Origin of the sequence: Bradyrhizobium sp. USDA 4538, from assembly GCF_024171045.1 — a bacterium.
Taxonomy (GTDB): domain Bacteria; phylum Pseudomonadota; class Alphaproteobacteria; order Rhizobiales; family Xanthobacteraceae; genus Bradyrhizobium; species Bradyrhizobium australafricanum.
This window is the reverse complement of the sequence record NZ_JALJZE010000001.1, coordinates 5,484,957-5,510,149: the sequence shown is the minus strand read 5'-3', so window position 1 is coordinate 5,510,149 and position 25,193 is coordinate 5,484,957. Positions and strand designations below refer to the sequence as shown.

Below are 25,193 nucleotides of genomic sequence, written 5' to 3'. Positions count from 1 at the left end.
CTTTAATCAACGGGCGATCCATATCGCGGGCACAGGATGCGACAGGTCTGCCAGCGTGAGGCCAGGACCCGGACACGGAGCGCGTGAAGACGTCTGATGCCCGAAACAGGTGAATTTCAAAAATCCAGTTCGACCGACTTGCAGCGCGCCTTCGCGCAGGCTGTCGCGCTGCATCAGCGGGGTCAGCTCGCGGCCGCGGAAAAGATCTATGAAGACATGCTCCGACAGCAGCCGGACAACTTCGATGCACTGCATCTGCTGGGCCTGATTTCCGCGCAGACCGGCCGTAGCGAGCGCGGCGTCGACCTGATCCGGCGCGCGATCAGGCTCAACGGCAACGTCGCGGACGCGCACAGCAACCTCGGCAACGCGCTGCGCGCGTTGCGTCGCTTCGACGAAGCGCTCGCGAGCTTCGACAGGGCGGTCGCGCTCAAGCAAAACCTCGCGCCGGCGCTCTACAATCGCGGACTTACGCTCGCCGACCTTGGGCGCCACGAGGAGGCGCTCGCAAGCTTCGATCGCGTGCACGCGCTCGCGCCTGACCATGCGGATGCCCATCGAAACAGGGGCACCGCGCTGAGAAAGCTGCAGCGGCCCGAGGAGGCGCTGGCGAGCCTGGACAGGGCGATTGCGCTCAAGCCCAACGATGCCGGCGCACACAACGATCGCGGCAACGTGCTCAACGACCTCAAGAGGTTCGATGATGCGCTCGCGAGCTACGACCGGGCCCCGAAAATTGCCGGCGCGTGCTACAATCGCGGCAACGTGCTGATCGAACTGGATCGTCTCGAAGAGGCAGTTGCAAGTTACGACAAGGCGATCGCGCTCCAGCCCGACTATGGCGAGGCCTACAACAACCGCGGCTCGGCGCTGTTCAGGCTCAGGCATCACGACGCGGCGCTCGCCAGCATCGACAAGGCGATCCAGCACAAGGGCGACGATGCGGCTGCCCACGCCAACCGCGGCAAGGTTCTGTCCACTCTGGCGCGCTATCCCGAGGCACTCGCCGCCTATGACAAGGCCGTCGCGCTCAAACCGGACCAGGCCGACATCGAAGGCTATCGTCTGCACGCCAAATCCCACATGTGCGACTGGACCGACTTTGACGCCGAGTGCGACCAACTTATCGAGTCGATCAGGATCCGGAACGCGACGACGCCGCCATTCCTGTTTTGCAGCGTTCCTTCATCGACCGCCGACCAACTGCTATGCGCCACGCGATGGACCGCGAAGAATCATCCGCCGTCCGCAAGCCAGCGCTGGCGGGGCGAGCGCTACGATCACGATCGAATTCGCATCGGCTATTTCTCCTCGGATTTCTGCAACCACGCGACATCGCTGTTGATGGCAGGGATGTTCGAGTGCCACGACCGGTCGAAATTCGAGACGGTGGCAATCTCGTGGTCGCCCGACGACCCCTCGGAGATGCGTCGACGGCTGGAGGCGTCGTTCGATCGATTTGTCGAGGTCCGGGACATCAACGACGATGAGGTCGCCGACCTGATCAGACGATTGGAAATCGACATCCTGGTTGATCTGAAAGGCTTTACCGGGGGATCCCGCACCAGAGTGCTTGGCCGCCGGCCTGCCCCCATCCAGGTCAATTATCTGGGCTATCCGGGAACACTCGGTGCCCCGTTCATCGACTACATCATCGCCGATCGCATCGTGATCCCGGATCACCATCGCGAATTCTACAGCGAAAAGGTGGTCGCCCTGCCCGGCAGCTATCAGGCCAACGACGACAAACGCGTCATTGCCGATCGCGTGTTCACGCGCGGCGACGTGGGGCTGGCGCCGACGGGCTTCGTGTTCTGCTGCTTCAACAACAACTACAAGATCACGGCTGACATGTTCGATCGGTGGATGCGGATTCTCGGCCGCGTCGAGGGCAGCATGTTGTGGCTGCTCGAAGCCAACGCCGACTCTGCCGCAAATTTGCGAAAGGAGGCGGTCGCGCGTGGCGTGGCTGCGGAGCGCCTTGTGTTCGCACCGCGGATGTCGTTGCCCGACCATCTCGCACGCCATCGCCTCGCCGGCCTGTTCCTCGACAGCACTCCCTACAATGCCCACACCACCGCCAGCGATGCGCTATGGGCCGGCCTGCCGGTGCTGACCATTCTCGGCGACACGTTTGCCAGCCGGGTCGCGGCGAGCTTGCTCCATGCGGTCGGCCTGCCCGAGCTGATTGCGGAATCGCCGGAGGCTTATGAGCGCATGGCGGTCGATCTTGCGACCCATCCTTCGAGGCTCGCGGCGCTCAGAACCAGGCTGGCGGCCAACCGGCTGACGGCGCCGTTGTTCGATACCAAACGTTTCACTAGGCATATCGAGGCCGCCTATACCGCGATGTATGAGCGTCACCGGGCGGGCATTGCGCCGGACCATATCGTCGTCCCGGCGTGATCGTTGCTGCCTGACTGCAGTCGCTCGTCAGCGGAGCGCTGAGAGCGAAGTCAATCCCTTGACGTCCGGCCGGTCGAGACAATAGATGACAACCATCATATAACGACCCGGCGCCCGGGCAGGTTCGAATCCCGGCCATGCCGGTTCGCACCAAGGGCGCGACAGGAGAGCCATGCGTCGAATTGTTGTGACGGGTCTGGGGACGGTGTCCCCGCTGGGCTGTGGCACCGAACTGGTGTGGTCGAGGCTGCTTGCGGGGCATTCCGGGCTTCGCGCATTGCCGGCGTGGGCGGCGGCGCTGCCGGGGCGCGTCGCAGGACAGGTTCCTGACAAGGCCGGGGATGCCGAGGGCGGCTTCGATCCCGACCTGGCGGCCCCGCGCAAGGACCAGAAGAAGATGGACCGGTTCATCCTGTTCGCGCTGCTGGCCGCGGCTGAAGCCGTGGCGCAGGCCGACTGGATGCCGGCCGACGCGCTTGCGCAGCAGCGCACCGCCACCGTGATCGCATCCGGGATCGGCGGGTTTCCCGCGATCGCGGACGCCGTGCGCACCGCGGAGAAGAGCGGCCTGCGCCGGCTGTCGCCGTTCACCATTCCATCCTTCCTGGCCAATCTCGCGGCCGGGCAGATCAGCATCCGGTACGGCTACAAGGGTCCGATCGGCGCGCCGGTGACCGCGTGCGCCGCGAGCGTGCAAGCGATCGGCGACGGCGCGCGCCTGATCAGGTCAGGCGAAGCCGACATTGCGATCTGCGGCGGCGCGGAGGCCTGCATCGATCCGGTGAGCCTCGGCGGCTTTGCGGCGGCGCGGGCGTTGTCGACGTCCTTCAACGACACGCCGGCCCGGGCGTCGCGGCCGTTCGACCGCGACCGCGACGGCTTCGTCATGGGCGAAGGCGCAGGCGTGCTCGTCATCGAGGAGCTCGAACACGCGCTTCGGCGCGGCGCGAAGCCGATCGCCGAGCTCATCGGCTACGGCACGACGGCGGACGCCTATCACATCACCGCGGGCCCGGAGGATGGCGACGGCGCCCGGCGCGCGATGGAGGCGGCGCTGCGGCAGGCCGGGCTGCGGCCCGGCGAGGTCCAGCATCTCAACGCGCATTCGACATCGACGCCGGTCGGCGATCTCTCCGAGCTCGAGGCGATCAAGCGCGTGTTCGGGCGCGCGGGAAAAGTTGCCGTCAGCGCCACCAAGTCGGCGACCGGACATCTGCTCGGCGCCGCCGGCGGCATCGAGGCGATCTTCACCATCCTGGCGTTGCGCGATCAGGTCGCGCCGCCCACGCTCAATCTGGAGAACGCCGATTCCGCAGCACAGGGCATCGACCTCGTCGCGAACGTCGCGCGACCGATGGCGATCGAACACGCGATCTCGAACGGTTTTGGATTTGGCGGCGTCAACGCCAGCCTGGTGTTTCGACGGTGGTCCTGAGGCGGTCGCGCTTTGCGCGCAATGGACAGATACCGCGCGTGCCGCGTCATCTACAAAAGCGGAACTGCCGATTGATTCGAATTGCCTAACCGTCCGCCGCTGCGTTGCGCACGCCAATCCGTTCCCCGTCCTGCTTGCGGACGTAGAGATGACGTTCCAGCACGGATTGCATGTTCTCGAACATCGAATAGAGATCGTCGCAATAAACCGACGGATTGTCGAAACCGTTCTTCGTGGAGAAGCGGTGCGGAAGATAGCCTCCGCCGCAGGCGTTCATGAACTTGCACTGCCGGCATTTCTCGCAAAGATTGACTGACGCATCGCGTGCGGCTTTCCAGCGCGGCTCGTTCCTGACGTCGTCGATCGCGTGATCGAAGATGTTGAACCGCGTGTTGGTGAAACCGTCACCCGCAATCCGCAACACGTCATGGGCCTCCACCGTGCCGTCGGTCATGACCGTGCAAAGCTCGACCGGCTTGTGGCCGACACCTTCGGTCGGCGCGTTGTTGCCGATCAGGGCCGCGACCATGTCGGAAATGATGCGGACATTCGATGTCGGCGTCGTGCGATTGGCTTCCAGCCACAAATCGAAAAGGCCGTTATAGAACGGGGCAATGGACGACGGCTTCTCGTCCACCGTCGCGTCGGGAATCATGATGTCGTAGTTGGCGATGCCGCACGCCGCGAAAAAATCCGCGTACTCCTGCGGCGCGTAGGCCGGGTTGCACACCGCGAGGGCGATCACGCCGATGTCGCGCGATACCAGCATGCGGGCGGCGCGTTCCACGGCGGCATGGGTGCCGGTCCCCTGAAACGTCTTGCGGTGAGCGTCGTGAATATGTGCCGGCCCATCGATACTGATCGCCACCGAAATATTGCGGGCCTCGAAGCAGTCGAGCCATTCATCGTCAATCAGGATGCCGTTGGTCGTCACCGCGATCGGGATCTCGCAGCCGGTCCGGGATGAAATGCCCTCGCAGCCCTCCGCAAAACGGTGAAAATTATCGACACCCCAAAGCAGCGGCTCACCGCCGTGCAGGATCACGGGAAAGTCGACGAGGGAGTATCTGGCGACGTGCTGTTCGAGGCGCAGCAACAGCTGTTGCAGCACCTCGGCACTCATCAGCTTGGGCTTGTCATAGACGGCCGCATCGCGAAACCAGTAGCAATAGGAGCAATCGATGTTGCACCTCGCCGCAACCTTGACCAGCAACTGCGTGATCGGCTGCTCCTGGAACGCGACGGAATTTGAAGCGTCAACCGACATGCGGATACCAGCAAGCTGCGATCGGGCTAGATCATGATGCGTTTCCACGGAATCGCATCATGATCTCATCTGTTTGTTTGAGCATGATCATTTCGGAAAACCGGTTTCCACTTTTCCGGATCATGCTCTAGTAGCCCCTGACGAAGCCACCTCGTCGGAACGCGCCTGCTCCGGGATAATATCCGCCGGCCCTGCGAAATGCGCCGGCGCCCGGATAGTAGCCGCCGCCCCTGCGAAAGCCGCCCGCATAGGGCCCCCTGGCAAAGGCCCCGCGCCTGAAATAGACCTGAGTTGCCTGAGGCTGTTCGGAAACCACCCCCAGCTGCAAGACGTCCTGAGCGCTCTGTTCTTGAGGACTCTGTTCCTGAGCGCCCTGTTCCTGAAGGCTCTGCTCGCGCACACCACTCAGCAATGCGTCGATACCCTGATGATCGCTTTCGATTGTCGCACCCGGCCCGTGCAGTTGCAGCAGGCTCGCCAAGACCGTCAGCGTGATCGCCATCGTCGAGCTCCTTTTCGCGATATCGCAATCAAACGAAATGTCGGCGCGTGCCTTACGCCGGTCGAGCAACTGAAAGTATAGCAGCGGATTTGCAGCGGAGTCTAGCTATCGCGTCTGATGCTGCGCCGATCAGTTCGCGAGGGGCGAACGACCAGGGCACGCTCTCGCGCGAGCCCGTTCCGAAAGACCTGCGCAATCGTTCACGAATGTGATCGCGGCCAACGGCACCGCAATCTGAATCGGGAGCCGCAGGCATGCGCTCGAAATGGCCGCTTTTGCGTGCCGAAGCGGGTCAGTTCCGGGTTTGCGGATGAGGGCTCAATGGCGCGCCAATCGGAACGAAACTGCGAACTCTTATGTGATTGAAATTGCAATGCGACCTTTAACAATACCCGATTGAGGCGTGCGTCCGCACTCACAATTCCCCGAGCCCATTGGAGCGCGATGACTTTTCTTCGAATCGTCATCCCGCTCTGACCCTTTGATTTGACACGATCTTTTCGGACAACCGCTACACGCTTTTCCGGATCATGCTCTAGTGACCGGCGGAGCGTCGGTTCATTTCCTCAAGGGGCTCGCGCAGGGCATCGAACTGGGTACCGAAACCTTTCCAGTCTCCCGCCTTCAATCGCTCCATCGCCTGATTGTAGTGATCGAGCGCCTGCTGCGCCGGGCTCGCCGTCCCGCCCGCAGGGGACACCGTTTCCGTTGCTTTTGAAACCGCCGGCACCACACCGGGCTCCGCGAACAACGCGGCCAGGGCGTCAGCGAGCGTCTCCTTCATCACGACGTGCTCACCGTAGGCCGCGATCACGCGTTTCAGCTCCGGCAGGTGTCCAAGCTCGGCGCGCAAATAGAGCGGCGAGACATAAAGGATCGAGTTCTCGATCGGGATCACCAGCAGGTTCGCACCGCGTATCACCCGCGAGCCCATCTGATTCCACAGCGTGAGTTGTTGCGAGATCTCGGTATTCTGATTGATCCGTGCCTCGATCTGAAACGGCCCGTAGACAAGCTTGTCCTTGGGGAACTCGTAGACAATCAGCTTGCCGTAGTCGGGGGCGTCGCAACGCGCCGCGAGCCACGCGATCATATTGTCGCGACGGCTCGGTACCATGGGAAGCATCAGGAAGAACTCGGCCTGCGGCTCGCCGGGCAGCCGCATGATGATGTAATAGGGGGTCATCACCGAAGTGCCGTCGCCGCCCGGCTGTCGCGGAAACTGCCAGAAGTCCTCGCGGTTGTAGAATATTTCGGCCTGCTCCATGTGGTAGGTCTGATACAGCCGCGCCTGGATCAGGAACAGATTCTCCGGATAGCGGATATGCTTCTGCAAATCCGCCGGCATGGCCATGAACGGCTTGAACAGGTCCGGGAAGATGCGCTGGTAGGTCGCTGCAATGGGGTCGCTTGGGTCGATCAGGTAAAAATCGACCGTCCCGTTATAGGCATCGACGACAATTTTCACCGAATTCCTGATGTAGTTGAGATCGAGCTCCGGCACGGGCTGCGCTGAGGGGAAATAGGAGCTCGTGGTGTAGGCATCCTGCATCCAGAACAGCCGACCGTTGCTGACGACCAGATAGGGATCATGATCGAGCCTGAGGAATGGGGCGATCGTGCGCACCCGTTCCGTAATGTTGCGCCGGATCATGATCCGGCTGTCGGCCGTGATATAGCTTGAGAGGACCAGATTCGCGTCGTTGAAGTAGTAGGCGAACAGCGTTCTCCATCCCAATGCTCCGATCGGCACACCGCCGCTGCCGTCATAGGCCGCATAGACGTTGTCCTTCCCCTTCGGATAATCGAACTCCGGGATGCTGGCCTTGACGATGACGTAGTCGTCGCTCTCTTCGCCGAAATAGATGCGCGGTTCGTCGATCCTGGGGCCACCGTCGGCAACGGGCGGAATATCGCGCAAATAGAAGAACGGCAGTCCTTCCGTGCTCTTGCGGGTGACCGGGCTCATCACTGCGCCGTTGCCGTGCGTAAACAGCACGTGGCGGTTGACCCAGGTCTGGGCGTTCGCCGGCAGCAGGGAGGCCCGGAGTTCGCGGGCCGAGAGCATTACGCTCTGGTAGGAGCCGTCGAGCCAATAGCGATCGACGTCAAGATCGTGGAATTTGTAATAGGTACGGATCTCCTGCAGCTGCGCGTAGGTATTCGACAGCGGCAGCCAGTCCCACAGCCGGATGTTGTCGATGGTCGCCTTGTTCGCTTCCAGCGTCTTGAAGGTCAGCCTCTGTTCAGCGGCAAACGGCTTGGTTGCGATCTGGTCGAGATTGTAGGCCTGCCTGGTGAGCGCAATGTTGCGTTCGATGTAGGGCTTCTCCAGCTCCAACTCCGTCGGCTTGACGACGAAGTGCCGGAAAAGCGAAGGGACGAGGCTCGACAGCATGACAGAGCCGACGCCGACGAGGATGAACGCGGCGGCAAGAAGCCGGTAGGTGCACGCCCGCAAATTGGCCCATGCGATGAGCGCCGCGATGATCGAAAGCCCGATCATCAACCACAGAGCCGGCAGCCCCAGATGGACATCGGTGTAGCTCGCCCCGACCACGACACCATTGTCGCCGTAGAGCAGCAGATAGCGGTCGAGCCCATAGGACCAGGCTTTCACCGCGAACAGAAGGCCAATCAGCGCCGAGCCATGCGCGATCACGGTCGGCGAAATTGAACGGTTGTGAACATCGTATTCGATGTCGCCGCGCACCCAGTAGATCGCTCCGGCAAACAGCGCGCCCAGGATAATTGTCAGCAGCATCCAGTTCTTGATCGCGATATAGGCGGGTAGCGAAAAGAGATAGAACCCGATGTCCTTGTTGTAGAGCGGATCCTGCGCACCGTAGGGCACGTGGTAGAGAAACTGCAGGAAGATGTTCCAATTGCCGACTTCGCCTGCGGCAACCAGCACGGCGAGCACACCCGCACCGAGCGCGACAAACCGCGGCCGGGCTAATTGGTCGCGCAGTTCTACGAACGAATCGGGCGGCGCCGTAAAACCGGCGACCTTCCCCGGGGCGACTCGGTTCTGTAGCGGCTGCTGCATGGCAAACAGCACCGCCAGGACTCCGTTCAGCGAGAGGACGACGGTGGTCACCGCGAAGACGGAGAGAAAGACGATTGCCTTGGCGCCGATCGCCGTCAGGAAAACCTGTAGGTAGCCGATCGATGAAAACCACAGCCAATCGACCAGGAAGTCGCTCGCGAACGAGAGCAGGATCAGGCAAATCGTGATGACGATGGCCGCAACGATCAGCCTGACCACGCCACTTTGCCGTGGTCCTTTCCGGCCGGGTCCGGTAATCCCGATCGTCATGGCTTCATCATAGCGGAAACGAGGGACGCCCGCCGCTTGTTTCGTGGTGGGGATTGCCCGCCAAGGCGCGATGAGGGCTCGAAGCTGCGTCACCGGGACGCAAATGAGCACAAGGCGGCAACTGCTCAGGCGGCCGGCGTGATCAATCAGTCGTCGAGCAGGAAAGCTCCCGGCGAATGGAGCCGTATCGTAAAATGTCGTGGAATAGCGAACATTTGGCGCTCCCTAGGGAACTGAAACAAGATAGAGAATTCAATGCCTTACGGAATTGTTTGGGTAAGACACGCCTCATTGTTTTTCAAGGCGTTTCAAAATGACCGCCCAAACTGGAGAATGGGAGTCGTAAGATCCCAGCTTACTTTTCCATGACTGTCGAATGGGTGAACTTCAAATATGGGTGTCAATCGGCGTTCAAATTTGACCCCTCATCGGCGTCCAATTTTGACCCCTTTGCGCGGCGGGCTTTGCTGGTAGCGCTCGTCTCGTCGGAGCTGGCCGGGATAGCGGAGGCGAGACGAGCGCGGGTGGCGTGATCGTCGTCTCGGCTCTTGAACCGCCAGCTATCGTTGCCGGTCTCGACAATGTCGCAGTGATGGGTCAACCGGTCGAGCAGCGCGGTGGTCATTTTGGCGTCGCCGAACACGCTCGGCCATTCGCCGAAGGCGAGATTGGTGGTCACGATGACAGAGGCGCGCTCATAGAGCCGGCTGACGAGATGGAACAGAAGCTGGCCACCGGACTGGGCGAAGGGCAAATAGCCGAGTTCATCTAGCACGATGAAGTCCGTCCGGGTCAGATGCTCGGCGAGCCGTCCTTGCCGTCCGTTGCGGGTCTCGGTCTCGAGGCGATTGACGAGGTCGACTACGTTGAAGAAGCGGCCGCGGGCCCCGGATCGGATGCAGCTTCTGGCGATGGCAATGGCCAGGTGGGTCTTGCCTGTGCCGGTGCCGCCAACCAGCACGACGTTGCGTTGTTGGGCGATGAAGCCGCCGCCAGCGAGATCATTGACGAGAGTCTGATTGATCGGCGTGCCGTCGAACTGGAAGTCGGTGATGTCCTTGGCAAGCGGTAGCTTGGCAATGGTGAGCTGGTATTTGATCGACCTGGCTTGCTTCTCGTTGATCTCGGCGTTGAGCAGGTCGCCGACAATGCGCTGAGGTTCGTGCTGGCGTTTGACGGCAGTTGCCATGATCTCGTCGAAGGCAGCCTTCATGCCGTAGAGCTTGAGTTCGCCCATGAGGTCGAAGATTTGGGTTCGTTCCATCAGATGGTCCTCCGGAGGTTGTCGTAGCGGGCACAATCGGCGATCGGCGCATGACGGAGTGTCAGTGCGGCCGGCGTCATGATGTTGGCCGGTGGGGCGGGTTCACGTTGACGGGCCAGGATATTGAGCACGACATCGGCGGAATGGACGCTGTGACTGAGCGCTTCGGCACACGCTGCTTCCACCGCGGGCAGACCGTCAGTCAGCACCGCGTTGAGGATGTCGACCATCTGCCGATTGCCATCGTCGGTGCTGGCAAGCTTGCGCCGGATCCGCTCGATCGCGGCCGGCAGCACCCAGTCTTTGAAGGGAGCACCGTTGCGCAAGGCGCCGGGTTTGCGGGCGAGCACCGGCACATAATGCCAGGGGTCGTAGACGGTATCGCCGCGGCCAAAGGATCGCGGGTGCTCGGCCACGATGCGTCCATCCTGACGGATCACAATGCGATCGGCATAGGCTTGAACCTCGACCGGTCGTCCGACTGCGCTGGCTGCGACCGAGTATTTGTTATTGTCGAAGCGCACCAGGCAGGTCTTCGAGACCGATGCCGTCACCGCATGGAAGCCGTCGAAGCGGCCGGCATAGGGAACGAGTTTGGGGCGTTCGGCTTCGAACACTTCCCAGATCGTCTGATCGACCAGCTCCGGATGGCGATGAGCCTTGGCGTAGGCGATGCATTTGTCGAGCAGCCAGGCGTTTAACTCGTCGAGGTTTTTGAACCGCAGCCGCGGCGTGAAGAAGCGTTCCCTGACCGGCCCGACCTGGTTCTCGACCTGCCCCTTCTCCCAGCCCGACGCTGGCGTGCAGGCGACCGGATCGACCAGATAGTGGCTGCACATCTGCAGGAAGCGGCGATTGTAGAGACGCCCTTTACCGACGAAGATCGTCTCTACGGCGGTCTTCATGTTGTCGTAGATGCCGCGGGTGCAGGTGCCTTTGAACAGGGCGAACGCCCGGTCGTGGGCGTCGAACACCATCTCCTGCGTCTCCCGCGGATAGGCCCGCACGAACAGCATGCGGCTGTGACAGAGCCGGACATGGGCGGCCTTCACCATCACCGTGGTGCCGCTCAGCAAGACCACCTCGTGGCTCCAGTCGAACTGGTAGGCTTCGCCGGGGGCAAAGCTCAGCGGGACATAAGCGGCCGCGGTCGATTGCCCGCGTTCTTTGCTCCACCGCCTGGCATAACGCCGCACGGCATCGTAACCGCCGTCGTAGCCGCCCCCGCGCAGCTCTTCGAAGATCCGGATCAGCGTCAGCTGTTCACGAGCCGGTTTGGTTGCGTTCGCCGCCAGCAGCCTATCGAGCTCCGATGCCCACCGCCCCAGCTTTGGTCGTGGCTGCACCTGCCGCTCGTACTCGAAGGAGGTCTCTCCGGACCTCAGCACCTTCCGGACCGTGTTCCGCGACACCTTCAGGTCGCGGGCGATCTCCTTGATCGTCTTGCCCTTGATGAAGTGCTCGCGCCGAATCCGCGCAATCGTCTCCACGACCAGCATCCCCGACCACCTGCTTCATTCCAAAGCAGGCAGCGCAACAGACCAACCTACAGGGGGTCAATTTTGGACGCCGATCCCCCGGCTTAGGGGGTCAATATTCCAGGCCGAATGACAGACGGGATCCCCTCGGACCATCGCTGCGGTTGTCGCAGCGACCGCCTTTGCGTCGATACCGACGCCATCGATTGTGGTTGCCGTTAGTCCGCTTTCGTTGAGATGCTCGATATACCCCTGTTCGTGAAGCTCGCCGCGTTCCGCCAACGCCTCCAACACCGGATCCCAGACACGAGGCTTTTCCAACCGGCCGTTCGCCACGGCAAGATCGAGCTCGGTGAGATATCGGCAGTTCAAGTGGCCAACTAGATCGCTCGCACTAAGAGTGAGCGTTGCGCCTGTCCTATACATTTACACTCCTTGCCTGAACGCTCATTGTCGGTGCGTCCGCAACTACGGAACGTCCGCCATGACAGGAATTTCACTTACTTTGTCGCGGTTCTGCCTGGCCCAGAGCGATCGCGCCAGACTGTCGGGAACTTGCTCCCTGAACTTCCCGACCTTGATGTTGGCGACGAACGCCGCAACGTCGTCGGGATCGATCTTCTGCATTCCTGCAAGCTTCGAAAGGATGGGGCTCAGCTCGCCCTGCTTGATCTTGGAGACCGAGACGCCGAGTTCGTGCACACCCGATTGGAGTCCAGCCATCGCGAGCGCAGCGCTGAAGACAGCAGTCGCCTGGGATCCGCGCCAGAGAAAAACGTGCAGATCACGCTCCTCCGGGACTAGCGATCGCGTTTCTAGGTCCAGCTTTCGGAAGGTCTCACGCCCCTCCTCCAGTAGGCTCCGAGCTCTGGCGTCGAGGTATGGCGGAATATCATCAGCTAGATAGACCTCCCGCATTTCGGCGATCAGCCGATCGTGAGCCGGCTCGCCGGCCGCAGGCTCGAACCGCGGGACGACGCCGCCAGGATGGGGAGCGACGACCAGCGTCTTCGTCTGTTCGTCCAGATCCTGCACGATCCAGCGTTGGCCTGCGAATACGACAAGTCCATCCTTGTGGACGGGATGGGTGATCGGGAGCGTTCCGAGCGTCCGTCCGCCCACCGTAAGCCGCCACTCCTCGTTCGACTCGAACACCGCAAAAAAACTTCGCGATTGTGCGATCCTCTCGCCTTCCTGCCCCAGCATCAGCGTTCCATCGGCGGCCTGCTCAATGAATCGGACAGTCGAGCTACCGAGATGGCGAAGCAGCCCAGCAAAATCGGCCGTCGATATTGATGAGAAGGGGCCCGGCCCGCACAGGAGATCGTATAGGGTCTTCGGCCGGACGCCTCCGCGTTCCATGATCACGGAGAGCATCTGGTGAATGAGGGTCGAGGCGATCTCGGGGGCTGTACGGGCCTCTTCCACGAAGCCCTCGAGCAGAAGCCTGACAACCGCGACGGATCTAACTGTATTGAGCCGCAATCGATCGAGAATGCCGGATTTTCTATCGATATGCGGCTCTCGTAGATAGACCCGGAGTACCGACGGCGTCCCCGGTCGCCTGCCTGTGCGCCCTAGTCTCTGCTTCAAGGAAGCCAACGAACGCGGCGCGCCGATCTGCGCGACCGACTTGACCGAGCCGATGTCGACTCCAAGCTCGAGCGTTGATGTGCAAATCGCTGTTGTTGGCAGCTTGCCCTCTTTTAGACGATCTTCGAGCTCTTCCCGGAGGGTCTTCGAGAGACTCCCGTGATGAGGGTAGAACTCGTTCGGCACATTCGCCTTCTCGGAGCGCCTTCGCAGGCGATCTGCGGTCGACTCAACCGTACGTCGCGATCCGCCGAACACGAGGTTGTTCTCGCCCCGCAGTGTCTCGAACAGGTGGTCGGAAATCGCGTCGAGCGCGATGCGCCGTGGCACGTCCTGCTCAGCACCTACCGCGGCTCCCTCCGCGTGGTCGGGGTCGTCCAGATCCGGCGGTTCGACGTACCCTCGGACCTGTAGCCGCAATTCGGGAGCGTCTGACTTGGCCTTAAGCTGTTCGACGCTCGCCGGATCGGCAGGGCGCAGCCAAGCGCATGCCTGACCGAGATCGCCGATCGTCGCCGAAAGTCCAACGCGCCGGGCAGGTCGTGCCGCCATCGCATCGATGCGCCGGAGCAAGCTGGCGACGTGCAGTCCCCGTGGCCCCTGCAGAAAGGCATGCAGCTCATCGATGACGATGAAATCAGCATGAGACAGAAGACGTATGGCGTCGGCCGGACGACGGACGAACATGGCTTCAATCGATTCCGGCGTGATCAAAGCTATGCCATCGGGCTTGTTCAGAGCCTTCTTCTTTTCCGTCTGCGGCGCGTCTCCGTGCCACTTGACGACTGGAATCTCCATGCTTTCGCACAATCCCTCGAGACGGCGAAATTGGTCGTTGATGAGCGCCTTGAGGGGGCTGACGTAAAGGACAGAGAAACCCGATGCAGCACGCTCCGCGACGGAAGTTAGAATGGGTAGGAAAGCCGCTTCCGTCTTTCCGGCCGCCGTCGTTGCCGATATCAGAATGTCGCGTGCGCCTTCAAGAACGGAGAGGATCGTTCGCGCCTGGATCTCGCGTAGCTCATCCCAGCCTTGATCATGGATCCAACGACGGATTTTGGGATGAAGCAGGTGATAGGCCGCTTCAAGTCCCGAGGCGGAAGCTTGTGAGCTCATCATCCTCTCCGGGTTGGGCGCCGCCCTCGGATTCCGTTTCCTCCTGGCCGTGCATGTCGGCCGGAACCTGCACGTCGCCGAGAAGATCCTGCCACTTCGTGCCTGGATTTTGCTCGAGAACGGAAAGCATTTGGACAAAAGCCTTGACCGTCGTCCGCGGGGTCCGGAAGTACGCTGCTCCGATCCGCTGATCACAGTGGGCCATGAAAGCCGTCAACGCCTCGTCAGGGACCAGAAATTTGGAGGGATCGCCCGCAGCAAAGACCATCCGGATGTTGGACAAGAGGACCAGTAGGTCCTCAGGCGTTAGGCTCTGAAGATTGATGACCGGGCCCGAGAGATCGACAAGCCCTTTAGTGGCGAACTGGTTCTCGGCCAGCCGTGACTGCAGGGCCTCGTAGCTGAACAGACCTCTCCTGGTGTCCATCAGGAACTGAGGCGTTCCGCACATGACAAAGCCGATATTGGACGTGTTTCCCTGCAGGGCGTCGTTTACGATGCGAAGGATTTGCTCAAAGTTCGACTTACGCGCCTGAGCATTCTGAAGCTTGTAGATGTTCACCATCTCGTCGAACATCACAAGGAGTCCCGCATAGCCAGCGACCTTCGACAGACACGCAAGGGACTTGAGTGAATCGTACACGCTGTCGTCGTCGATGATGGTCCGGACGCCTAAAGACTTGTTCGCCTCCGTCTTCGTCGAAAACTCTCCGCGCAACCAACGTAGGGCCGCAAGCTTAAGCTCGTCATTCGACGCCTCGCTTCCGCGCCAGTAAGCCTTGAGCACCGTCGCGAAATCGTAGCCTCCGACGAATTCCTGGATCGGTGCCAGCTTCTCATCGATCACTTTCTCGACCGGGACTTGCCGCTCTCCAGCTTCCTTGACGGCATCGGTAACGAGCCGCTCCACGACTGCCGCCAGGGCGCCGCCCTCCGGCTTAGTTCGCGTCGCCATGTTGCGGACGGCCTCAGAGTACAACGCCCTCGCCTGACCGCCGCTGGCGTGAATACGGCGGTCAGGCGCCAGGTCGGCGTGCACAGTTACACACTTCCGCTCCAGCGCGATCAGCCTGATGAGGTTCGCAAAGAAGGTCTTGCCTGCGCCGTAGTCGCCAATCACGAATCTGACGGAAGCTCCGCCGTCCGCAATACGGTCGACGTCACGCAGCAATGCTCCGATCTCTGCGGCTCTGCCCACCTGGATGTGAGCAAGGCCGACACGCGGCACCACGCCAGCACTCAGCGCCTGAATGATCGTGTCGCGCTCCTTCGGCTTAATGGTCTTCGGCGCCTTGCTCATGCCGTCATCTCCCTCAGTTCAGCCAGTCGCTCCCGCATATGGGGGGCCATGACAATGTCTTCGCCCTCTTCGAACAAGGGCTCATCGAATCGATCAAAGGACCAGTCGTTGATACGTTCGATAGCGCCATCTGCAAGAAGCTTCATTGCACGCGCTCGTTCGTCGAATTCGGACCTCGGAATCGTACCCTTCAACTCGAGGAGTTCGACGAGCTCCGTATGCGACCTGTCCAACCCTTCGAATGTCGCTTTATTCGCCGCGGATGCTATGGGCGTCTCGACCGGTGACGGCGACTGCTCCTCTTCAAAGATGTTCGCCAGCAGTTCGGAAACTGCGGCCGTCTCCCGTTGGGTTCGCGCGAGGCGCGCGGCGTCGATGCTGATACCGGGCGTCGGGGAAGGTGCAGCAACAGGGTCTGCTGCGGTGGCCTGCTTCTCTTTCGGAATTGGAACGCCGGCCTCGCGTCGCTCGACGGATAGTGCCACCGGTTCGTCGGATCTAGGAACGCTCCTATGCAGTTCTGAGTACACCCGTTCCTTGGGAAGCCCCAACGCCTTGTGAAGTTTCTCGAGGAATTTGACCTCGTCGGGCCGAATGTTCTGGTCGCCCCCAACGACAGCCACCGCTGCGTCCGCGATGGCCTCTCGTTCCGCATCGGTCCTTTCCGCCAATCGCTTCATGACTCTCGATAGCTTGGGCGGATTATTGAAGATCGTGACTGCGAACGCGATAAGACGAGCCCGCTCGATCGCACTCAAATCCTTTGCATCCCTTATCCCGGCGATGACTTGCGACATCTCCTCATTCGAGGACTCGCCATCCGCGGCCGCGGCCAGAACCGCCACTTCGACCTGGGCTTTCATTGTCCGATAGGGTGGACGATCCGGATCGACCGGTCCGCCCGCAGGCGCCTTAAAAAGGAAAATCTGATCGTCCGGTTGGGGAACAGCACCGCCGAAGCGTCGGTCCGGCTCGATCGCAATATCGAGACGGTCGAGCAACTGCCCGAGCTGCTCCGCGAGCCCAGATGAAACCTTGCCGTTTTCCGGAAGTTCGAAGTTGGCCGAGCGTAGCACCGCGTCCATGGTCGTACTCGCGCGGCTCTGACCGCCCATAAGCTCCGACAGACGGTTGCCGAACAGACGTAGCGCTTCGAAACCGACTTCCGACACGAGGTCCTGCGGAAGCAGTAGCGCCGCCTGCGCCGAATTACGCGCATCAGGCTGGCGCCCCAGGAGCCGGCTGAAACCATCCAGTTCGTCGGTACAATCTTGCACGAGGCGCCTCAATGTTTCGGTGGATGTCTTCACTTTCAGGACGTCGGGATATGCGCGATGAGGGCCGTCGACTGAGACCCGGAACGCCCCGCTTGCGGCATCGTATTGAAGGTCGATGGTGCCGGCGGTAACGACTCCGAAGCCGTCTGGAAAAGCTTTGCTGAAACGCATATGCCACAGGGCCACGAATTCGTCGAAGCATCGCACGGCCGCGGTTCGTAAATAGACGTCCGGCAGCGCAAGAAGCCAGAGTAGAGCATCCTCCGACAGGATCGCGGACGATTGCAACAGGCGTCGCCCGAGGTGGATACGCACCGAAATGTCCATCTCGGGTGAGCGCGGTCGCTCCGCCGACGGTCGTGGGACCCCGAGCGGCATCCCGGCAGCACATCTTGCGACATCGACGAACCGCTTCCCGTAGCTTTGAAAAGAATCGCTATCGAGACGCCTTGCAAGAAGTCTCTCGACCTCGGCAATGCAGTCGGGCGCGCTCGCGAGGTCCCTATCAACAAAGAGCCTGTGCTCTAACCCATAGAAGAACAAAAAGACGTGGCCGATGCCGTATGTATCCGCCCGCCGACCACTTGACATCCAATCGAGGAAAGCTCGACGTGACGCTGGCGGTACGTCCGCATAGGATGGCCAGTACGGCAGGGAATCGCCGCCGACGTCCGGCCGTGATGCCAGTGCAGAAAGCTTGGGATTGACGACGTACCCGTCGATCTCGCGTCCTTCGAAGAGAACGGCTTCACCGAGATAAAACCGCCCGGCGCTAATCGTGACGCCCTGAATGGTGACTGCCTCTCCTGGCTTCACCCATCTGGCGGGCACAAGACGCCGGTCTGTCCGACCAATAGGGAGAAGCTGCTTCTGTTCCTCTTCGGCCGGGGAAGGAGTGCGTTGGGCGTTGCGTTGGCTGGTCGTGGTATTCTTCCGACTGCTCACCCTTGAGAACAGGTAAGTGAGTAGTGAAACTGAGCCGGAAATCGCGCATATCGCCACGACTGCAGCCAAGTTTTCCATGACAAAACGGTAGATGGCGCTAAGCGCCGCGTAGAGCAAGCTCAGCACGATCACCAAGCCGATTCCTATCGAAGACCCGCCCCTGCGTCGCCCCATCTCTCCGTCAGTCCAAGATTCTGCAGCCCGCTCACTAGTTCAGCAATAGCGTGTGACGGCAGCCAAGTACAATCGTCCAAGGTTGTAGTCAGCCTAGCCGGGCTCCATCCGGTGCCGCTAGGCCCGGCTCGGCCGAGCCGCGTCCTCTCAGGGCTTGGGGTTTTATGATCGACATGTCGATGTTCGGCATATCGACCGCAGCCCGCGGCGCCTACGTGGAGGTATTTGAAGGCTGTTGGTGTGGTTTAAGTGAGAGGATCCGACAAATAAACATGATGTATGTCAATTGCTTAGAAAACCGCAGCGAGTGCATTTGGCCCCTTCAATGAAACGATTAGCTCAAATAGGAGTGGGGCACCTCCACTGGAGGGGCGAAGTAGCTCGAACTCCAGAGAAGGCCGCCTCAAAGCGTTTGAGGTCACTTCTGAGAGACGTTGTGCGCGCAGCCGGCGCGAAGCAGAACCGCAGCGTTGCCGAAAGGGGCACCGTGTTCGTCGACCCGGTGGTCACCACGCGATCCCGTGCCGGCTCACGCACCGCAGCCACGTGCTGACTATCCGCGGCGACAGCTGCCGGCTCCGCGCCAAGCGAAGTAGCGGCCTCATCAAGCCGCCCGCCGCTGACGGCCCTCCGGTCGGCTCCGGCTCCCTTCGTCCCCTCACCGTAGGAGCAAGCCTTCAACCGACATAATGAACCCGAGGATGGGGCAGTTCTTCATGATTCAAAGAGAGCAGTTCCGGATGGTATTTGACAGGTAGATAACCGGACGTCCGGAGGCCAAAAACGCTTGTGGCCGGAATATTGAGGTTTTCCCCGGAGCCGTACCCCGCGTCCGTTGACTCTTCTCGTCGCCCAATGCGGTCTTTGAAGGACAAGCCGCCTTCTATCTTCGGTAGTTTTGGAGTCGTCAGATGAGTCGGAATTCCGCCAAGCCCGTTGCCGCTCGGCCCAAGCTTGTTCTTCACACGCCCCCGTTCATGAATGGCCGCTCGAATTGGGTCCGATATTGGTATATCATAGACGGAGCCAGGCTGGTCCGGACCGATAAGACTTATAGCGAGGAGAGGAGCGCGCGGCGCCTGCTCGCGCAGTACGTGAAAGCGAAGACCGTCAAACGCTCCTGACACCGCAGCCGTGGGGATGAACGTCCAGGCGAGGTTTGGATGGTTTGGCCTTTCGGATTATCGTGTGAAATGCCGGACTTCAAAACACGATGGTTGTTCGCCTCGCGGGTAAAGCAGTCGGCGGCCGTCGACATCGCCGCGTCGGGAAGCGGACTAGCCAACCACATTCGCAGTTTGCGCGGATTGCGCAAACACAAGAGCGCCAATCGCGGCGACGTCCTGGACAAGATCCCGCACTTCAGCATGCATACCATTCGCTCCACCATGGGCAATGTTCTGTTGAACGCACAGATCTTCCGCCAGGGACCGCTTTGCTGATGATCGATCATGCTTTCCCTGGCGACAGGGTGGATGAGCTTCAAAGACTCGCCCCCACAACCAAGCAGCACTACGTCCTGACCCAGCGGATCCCGCACAAGGCCACGGCGATGGAGGTTTGGTCCAACGCGCTGCTCGAAGCTTTCAAGGCAGCCGGCGGGATCTATCCGCGCTGACATCCAGACTGCCGGATTGGATAAGGTCGTCCACTCCATCCGGCATCGAGCTCAGGATCGCCTGCGCGCCGCTGGCTGCCCCCAAGACTATCGCTGGGCGCGGCTTGGCACGAAAAGAAGACAGTCGCTGAGGGCTATGGAGAAAGTTTTCCGGCGCCCTTGCTCCGCAAGTGGATCGACCGCTTCGGCGCCTAGCAAGAGGCCTGGGACGAGACGACGAGTGAGCTCGACCAAATTTCTCACCGACCTTCAGGGGATACCTGGTACGGGAAGCTAGTTGGTGAACGATCATCGGGCGTCATCGGGGCGCGCCGAACAGAACGCTGGAGTATGTCTTCGCGAAAAATCGAAAAACGTCCGAAGGCAGTGCCAGCATGGGGATTTGAATCACTGGGGTTCGTCCAAACGCAAGACTCCTGACCCGGCCTCAGTTCGGCGCTCGTAGGCACAAGCTGACGTGATCAAATCGAAGAACAAAAAGAAGGCTGGGTAACAACCCTAGGTGGTTGAGGGGGCTGGAGACCCTTATTGGTGCGGCCCGATACTGCGCATTACGTTCTATTGCTGGTTTGGCTGGCCGCCGTTGTCGCGTGCGCGAGGCTATTTCGTCCTTTTTTGGATAGCAAGGAGCCGCCTCAGCGCAACAAATGTGACTGGTCTCTAACTGTTCTTACCGTGGTTCCACGGGTAGGAAGGTCATTGCAACCATCTCCGGGCAGGATCATTGTTCCAACATCACCGGCCAGAGGATTTGCCTGTAGGCGTCGGTGCCTGAGAGACCGAGCGTGCTCCCGCCTGCATAACAGGGAGGGGAGTGCATGACCGGGCTCCGACTTTCCAAGCAAATTGATCCTCACGATGAGAGCGTCTGTACGGCAGCCGAGCGCCTGCGAAAAGAGGCGCGCGGCACCCCACCAGGAATTGAGCGCGACCGGCTTATTCGTCGGGCGCGGCAGGCTGAAGCAGCCTGCCAGATGACACAATGGCTGGCTTCACGGGAGCTACGGCCGCCGACCTAGCAGGCTGTTGAAGAACTCAGCCGCGTTCGCAAACGAAGGCTGAATCGTCGCCATTGTGGATGTAGAAGTGGCCGACGAGCCTGCCCGCAGTGCCGATCATGGCCCATCCGCGACCACAGGACGGATCATTCTCGTCGTGCCCTTCCCATGAGAACTCGGCGCAGGCCGATCCGTCGCGGGTGCCGTAGCGCACGTCCAGGAAGCCCTTGAGAGCCCCAAAGGCGATTTCGCCATCGGACTTGCCCTGGAAGGTGAGATGCGCCTGTTCGACGAGATCGAGGAAGTCGCTGTCCCAGACGTCCATCTCGACGATGCGCCAGCGGCCGACAAAGGCCTTGGCGAAGCCGGGCACCTTGGCCATCAGCCGGTCTCCGCGATCAGCTTGGGCAGCCGCACCAGATTGTAGGCGGTGGCAGCGAAGGTAAAGGCCCATGCGACGCGATCACGGCCACGGAAGCGGGTCTTCTCTTGCCCGGCGACCGTCTTGATCCAGCCGAATGCCTCCTCGATCCGCTTGCGGATGCGCTGGCTGACGGCATAACCGCCGTGCCGGGTCGTTCGCCCGTCGATCGCAGAGCTGCGGCCGCTGGTGTTCTGCGCAACATGCGGCGTCACGTTCATCGCGCGCAGCTCGTTGACGAAGTCTTCCACATCGTAGGCTTTGTCGGCGCCAAGCGTGATCGCTGTCGGCCGGTCAGCACGCGGCTCGATCATGTGCAGCGCGGCCACCCGTTCGGCATGCCCGTTCGCCTGCGTCAGGCAGGCGTCGACCAGCAGGCCGTGGCGGTTCTCCATCAGCCCGTGCCCGATGAAGCACAGCTTCGTCTCCTTGCCTTTGCCCTTGCGGTAGAGCCTGGCATCGGGATCGGTGGTCGAAGCATGGGTGTCGTTCGAGCGTTTTTGGCCATGGAAGTCCGCCTCGGCATTGCGCCCGCCGCCTTGCGCCGGCGGCTCGCCAGAGCCGTCCTTCGGCCTGACGCTCTTCATCGAGGCCCAGGCCTCGATCAGCGTGCCATCGACCGAGAAGTGATCGCTCGACAGCAGCCTCTTCACCCTGGGCTGCACCAGCACCGCCGCGAGGAACTTGGCCGCGATGTCGCCTTCCAGCAGCCGGTCGCGGTTCTTCGAGAACACCGAATGGTCCCAGGCCGCGTCGTCGACACCGATTCCCACGAACCAGCGGAACAGCAGGTCGTATTCCAGCCGCTCCATCAGAAGCCGCTCGGAGCGGATCGAATAAAACGCCTGCAACAGCATCGCCCGCAGCAGCTTCTCCGGCGGGATCGACGGCCGCCCAATCGGCGAATAGAGCGCGGCAAACTCGCGCTCCAGCACCGCCAGTGCCTCGTTCACAATCGTCCGGATCGCTCGCAGCGGATGATCACGCCGCACCCGCGCCTCCAGATCAACGTAACTAAACAGCTCGCCCGTTCGATTGTCGCCGCCGCGTACGCACCATCTCCGAATCCCGTCGGAGCCAATGAATCACGGTCGCCGGTCGGCGGCGAGCGCCTTTTTCAACAGCCTGCTAGCTGAAAGGTTCGTGTCAGCATACAGCGCTAAGCTGACGCACATGAGCCGCGATCTACTCAATTTCCGGGTATCGCTGGTCTGTGGGCAATAGTAGTCGCCGCCCTGTGTGAAGACCAAGCCAAGTTGGCCACTCAGAGTACTTTGCTGCCAATTTCCACGAGTGGGCGAGATCGAGTCCTTGCCGCCGTGCACGATTTATGGTTGAGTGGCCGTAATTGTGCCTCCCTCATTTTGATGAGCTAGATTTTCGCGCGAAGCGGATTGTTCGATGCTTGACAGCATTTTCCGACTTATCCGATTTCAGAGGTCGATCAATGCTATCGCGCCTCAGCCCGGCTCACCTGCAATCGCCGAAAAGAAGGATGAAGCTGCGAGTACAGCGCGGAAGTCTTCCTATAAGTGGCTCAGGCGAGGGATCCGTTGGTCGCAATTTCTATTTCAGGTAATTGGCGCCCTCGTTGTAGCACTGTTTGCCCTATGGAAGACCCTCCCGCAGGACACACAGAAGCATGTAACCGAGGACGCTTATTTTCAGCTGCAGCCAAAGGCCGACATCCGGATCGAACCGATGCGTGTCGCTGAATCTTGCAACTCGGGAGATCAGCTAAAGAGCACCTCTGGAGCTATCGCGACCTACGTTACAGACGTAATGACTAGAAACGCCATCCGTTATCTCAGCGCAAAGGGTCTACGAGTATATTCATCTCGAACGGCGCAGGGACTAGACCGCGTGCCCGTGAGATACTCGCTGGAGCTGACCCTCACCTGCACTTCTCCATTGCCCAACGATCATGCTACTCAGACCGAGAACATCGACGACCCCAAGGAGTACGAAAAGGAGCAGGCACGAAGGCGAGCGGCCGTATTGGCACAGGCGCTGGACGATGTGATCATCAAGCTCTGGGACGCGTCGTTTACGGTCAACTTAGAGCTAACGAGAAACTCTATTGTGGAGTCATCGGTGCCGATTCCACTCAATGGCGCACTGCTTATATCTAAATATTTTGATCGCAAGAGCGGCATCAATTCCGATGCAATCATGGCCGCAATATTTGAAACAATGCCACTGCCAAGTGACTTGCAGGCAAAATTGAAGGTGCCGTCCCAAACAACTGCGGCAGGGCGCAAATATGGAATTCCAGAACTGATGCAATATAGAGCAGCTGAGAGCGTCTTTGCTGGAGGAGATAGAGCTTTAGCTGAAAGCCTTCTAATGAACGCGGTAGAGACCAATCCGAAATTTGCCATTGGCTACTCCGCGTTGGCAGAGATCAAGAGATCAGAAGGTAAAGAAGACGAGGCTCAGGCGTTCGATAAGAAAGCGACTGGAATTGACAAGGACTATCCGAGAATTCCATTCACCACTAAAATCAACAACCCTGCACCAAGCATCAAGAAAGCGTTGGCGAACCTTGAACCCACGAAGGTCGTCGATGGTGCATCTGTACTGGAAGTGGAGATCAAGTCGCCTCAGGCGAAATTTTACGCGTTCAATTTTGATCCCAAGCTATACCGGCTGTCGATTGGAGTCGCCCCAACCAGCTTGGGAGAAACTGCAAGGCAATTCCGAACTGATGAGTCTGCTGTCTTCTCTATCGTAGGCGGAATGTTTGACGCAGACACGGAAGGAAACAAACAACCGAGCGGTCTTCTGGTACGGCGCGGAGTAATCTTGGCAAATCGTCATTCGGAATGGAGCACGGGAGGATTTCTTACGATAAGAGATGGCTCGCCCGAAATCTTCCCGATCTCGCAATTCGCGCGTGATAAGTTCGAGGTTTCCGAGGATGTGTTGCAATCTTCTTTGCTAGTCGTCGATCCGGGTGGTCGAAATGGAATCAGGGGGCGAACACCGGAGCTCGCAGACCGCGCTGCGGTATGCGTCCAGCCAAATGGCAACATCTCTTTTGTAATTGCAAAAGGTCTGTTTCAACTGTTCGATTTTGCCGACTTGTTGGTTGACGACAAGGCCCACGGAGGGTTGGGCTGCGAGCGCGCGATGTATCTTGATGGTGGCCCATCCGCGCAGGCCTCACTCGCCCTTGGTTCTAAAAGCATAGACTTAGAAGGCCAGTGGGTCATCCCGAACGCGATTATCGTGCATCGGCGCACCCCGTAGACCCAGCATCGGTCGATAAACCTGGCCGGCTTGGCGTCCTCGTCTCGCAGAACTCGATAGCCCTGCCCATCCAGCAACGAGGATCCAGTAACCGAGTCATTAGGGTAGAGCTTACTTTGACGAGTCTTCGGTGCCCTTCCTTGAACTGGGCAACCATATGTTGAAACCGCCGCTCTATGAGTTCAGGATTTTTCTCACTCTTTCCCCGTTCGCGATAGCAGCGTTACTTCACTTTTCGAACCACGCCAAACTTCGCGGGAGGTCCCTTTTCAGACTTTTCTCCAGGAGCATCGTTCGCAAATGCTATCGCATCGCACAGCGCCCTCAATTCGGTATCAGACGCTCTATGAAGTTCCATTCGAACCTCAAGAATTGCCAGCGACAACAATCTGGTGGCGTCGGAGCTGGACGTATCTTGAAGATACGCATGACATTCTTCCAGCGTCGCAAGTAGAGCTAGCAGCCTCTCCTCCGTAGCAGCGATCACTTCATTGGCTGCGCCCTTGGCTCCGGATTTTTCCAATGCGTTCCCTGACAGATTATCCTCAACGCTCGTCCTAACGGAAGCTAGCCCGAGTTGATCCCTTGTCTGAGGCGTCGAATTATTCGCAATATCTGCGCCTTTGGCACTCTCCGGCGATGTAGTCCCAGCCGAAACTGCGAGAGGCTCGCTCGACGACGGCTTGAAGCCATGAGCTCGTGCAGCATCACTTAATTTGTCTTGCGACAAAGAAAGCACTTCTTCAACAATCTCGTCTGCGAGACTGTCCTCCATGATACGAAGCAATAGTTCGACGTTCTCTTCAGCAGTCAGCATGACACGCTCCT

General features: G+C 60.2%; 17 protein-coding genes and 1 pseudogene. 5 read left to right on the top strand and 13 right to left on the bottom strand.

The features are described 5' to 3' along the window. Positions 1–96 precede the first annotated feature (96 nt). Both J2R78_RS24930 and fabF read left to right on the top strand, forming a co-directional pair. Positions 97–2,406 (top strand): glycosyltransferase family 41 protein, encoded by a 2,310-nt coding sequence (locus tag J2R78_RS24930; protein ID WP_253607199.1) that lies wholly within the window; start codon positions 97–99, stop codon positions 2,404–2,406. A 172-nt stretch (positions 2,407–2,578) separates the two neighbouring features. After that, complete coding sequence (fabF, locus tag J2R78_RS24925; RefSeq protein WP_253607198.1) at positions 2,579–3,841, top strand: beta-ketoacyl-ACP synthase II; 1,263 nt, start codon at positions 2,579–2,581, stop codon at positions 3,839–3,841. Between the two features lie 85 nt (positions 3,842–3,926). On the opposite strand, the gene J2R78_RS24920 is transcribed toward fabF, so the two are convergent. The 10 genes and pseudogenes from J2R78_RS24920 to J2R78_RS24870 form a co-directional block, all read right to left on the bottom strand. After that, positions 3,927–5,108: a radical SAM protein gene (locus J2R78_RS24920; RefSeq protein WP_253607197.1), complete on the bottom strand. Its 1,182-nt coding sequence runs from the start codon at positions 5,106–5,108 to the stop codon at positions 3,927–3,929. A 127-nt stretch (positions 5,109–5,235) separates the two neighbouring features. Then, positions 5,236–5,610 (bottom strand): hypothetical protein, encoded by a 375-nt coding sequence (locus J2R78_RS24915; RefSeq protein WP_253607196.1) that lies wholly within the window; start codon positions 5,608–5,610, stop codon positions 5,236–5,238. 535 nt (positions 5,611–6,145) lie between these two features. Further along, the gene (locus tag J2R78_RS24910) at positions 6,146–8,929 is read right to left on the bottom strand and encodes a UPF0182 family protein (protein ID WP_253607195.1); all 2,784 of its coding nucleotides are present in this window, start codon (positions 8,927–8,929) and stop codon (positions 6,146–6,148) included. A gap of 400 nt (positions 8,930–9,329) precedes the next feature. Continuing rightward, entirely contained in the window at positions 9,330–10,193 is an 864-nt protein-coding gene (gene istB, locus J2R78_RS24905) for an IS21-like element helper ATPase IstB (protein WP_309145016.1), read from the bottom strand. An 8-nt stretch (positions 10,194–10,201) separates the two neighbouring features. After that, positions 10,202–11,692: pseudogene (gene istA, locus J2R78_RS24900) on the bottom strand (IS21 family transposase); the annotation flags it as partial. 57 nt (positions 11,693–11,749) lie between these two features. After that, on the bottom strand, positions 11,750–12,097 hold the full coding sequence (locus J2R78_RS24895) for a hypothetical protein (RefSeq protein WP_253607194.1): 348 nt from the start codon (positions 12,095–12,097) through the stop codon (positions 11,750–11,752). Positions 12,098–12,139: 42 nt separating this feature from the next. After that, entirely contained in the window at positions 12,140–14,380 is a 2,241-nt protein-coding gene (locus J2R78_RS24890) for a DEAD/DEAH box helicase (RefSeq protein WP_253609903.1), read from the bottom strand. After that, positions 14,349–15,680 carry an ATP-binding protein gene (locus tag J2R78_RS24885; protein WP_253607193.1) on the bottom strand — a complete coding sequence of 444 codons (1,332 nt, stop codon included), beginning with the start codon at positions 15,678–15,680 and terminating at the stop codon, positions 14,349–14,351. Before J2R78_RS24885 ends, J2R78_RS24890 begins: the two co-directional genes overlap by 32 nt. Continuing rightward, entirely contained in the window at positions 15,677–18,034 is a 2,358-nt protein-coding gene (locus J2R78_RS24880; protein WP_253609902.1) for a TerB N-terminal domain-containing protein, read from the bottom strand. Before J2R78_RS24880 ends, J2R78_RS24885 begins: the two co-directional genes overlap by 4 nt. A gap of 719 nt (positions 18,035–18,753) precedes the next feature. Beyond that, on the bottom strand, positions 18,754–19,041 hold the full coding sequence (locus J2R78_RS24870) for a hypothetical protein (protein WP_253607192.1): 288 nt from the start codon (positions 19,039–19,041) through the stop codon (positions 18,754–18,756). A 228-nt stretch (positions 19,042–19,269) separates the two neighbouring features. Here J2R78_RS24870 and J2R78_RS24865 point away from each other — a divergent pair, with 228 nt between their 5' ends. Together J2R78_RS24865 and J2R78_RS24860 are read left to right on the top strand one after the other, a co-directional pair. Further along, positions 19,270–19,518 carry a hypothetical protein gene (locus J2R78_RS24865; RefSeq protein ID WP_253607191.1) on the top strand — a complete coding sequence of 83 codons (249 nt, stop codon included), beginning with the start codon at positions 19,270–19,272 and terminating at the stop codon, positions 19,516–19,518. Next, positions 19,518–19,694 (top strand): hypothetical protein, encoded by a 177-nt coding sequence (locus J2R78_RS24860; RefSeq protein ID WP_253607190.1) that lies wholly within the window; start codon positions 19,518–19,520, stop codon positions 19,692–19,694. The genes J2R78_RS24865 and J2R78_RS24860 overlap by 1 nt, the downstream gene beginning before the upstream one ends. A gap of 1,035 nt (positions 19,695–20,729) precedes the next feature. Here the strand turns inward: J2R78_RS24860 and J2R78_RS24855 are convergent. Both J2R78_RS24855 and J2R78_RS24850 read right to left on the bottom strand, forming a co-directional pair. After that, entirely contained in the window at positions 20,730–21,074 is a 345-nt protein-coding gene (locus tag J2R78_RS24855; RefSeq protein WP_253607189.1) for a hypothetical protein, read from the bottom strand. Beyond that, on the bottom strand, positions 21,074–22,180 hold the full coding sequence (locus tag J2R78_RS24850; protein ID WP_253609901.1) for an IS5 family transposase: 1,107 nt from the start codon (positions 22,178–22,180) through the stop codon (positions 21,074–21,076). The genes J2R78_RS24855 and J2R78_RS24850 overlap by 1 nt, the downstream gene beginning before the upstream one ends. Before the next feature lie 334 nt (positions 22,181–22,514). On the opposite strand from J2R78_RS24850, the gene J2R78_RS24845 reads away from it, so the two are divergent. After that, positions 22,515–24,365: a phosphodiester glycosidase family protein gene (locus tag J2R78_RS24845; protein WP_253607188.1), complete on the top strand. Its 1,851-nt coding sequence runs from the start codon at positions 22,515–22,517 to the stop codon at positions 24,363–24,365. Positions 24,366–24,588: 223 nt separating this feature from the next. Here the strand turns inward: J2R78_RS24845 and J2R78_RS24840 are convergent, their stop codons facing one another. Further along, on the bottom strand, positions 24,589–25,182 hold the full coding sequence (locus J2R78_RS24840) for a hypothetical protein (RefSeq protein WP_253607187.1): 594 nt from the start codon (positions 25,180–25,182) through the stop codon (positions 24,589–24,591). Positions 25,183–25,193 lie beyond the last annotated feature (11 nt).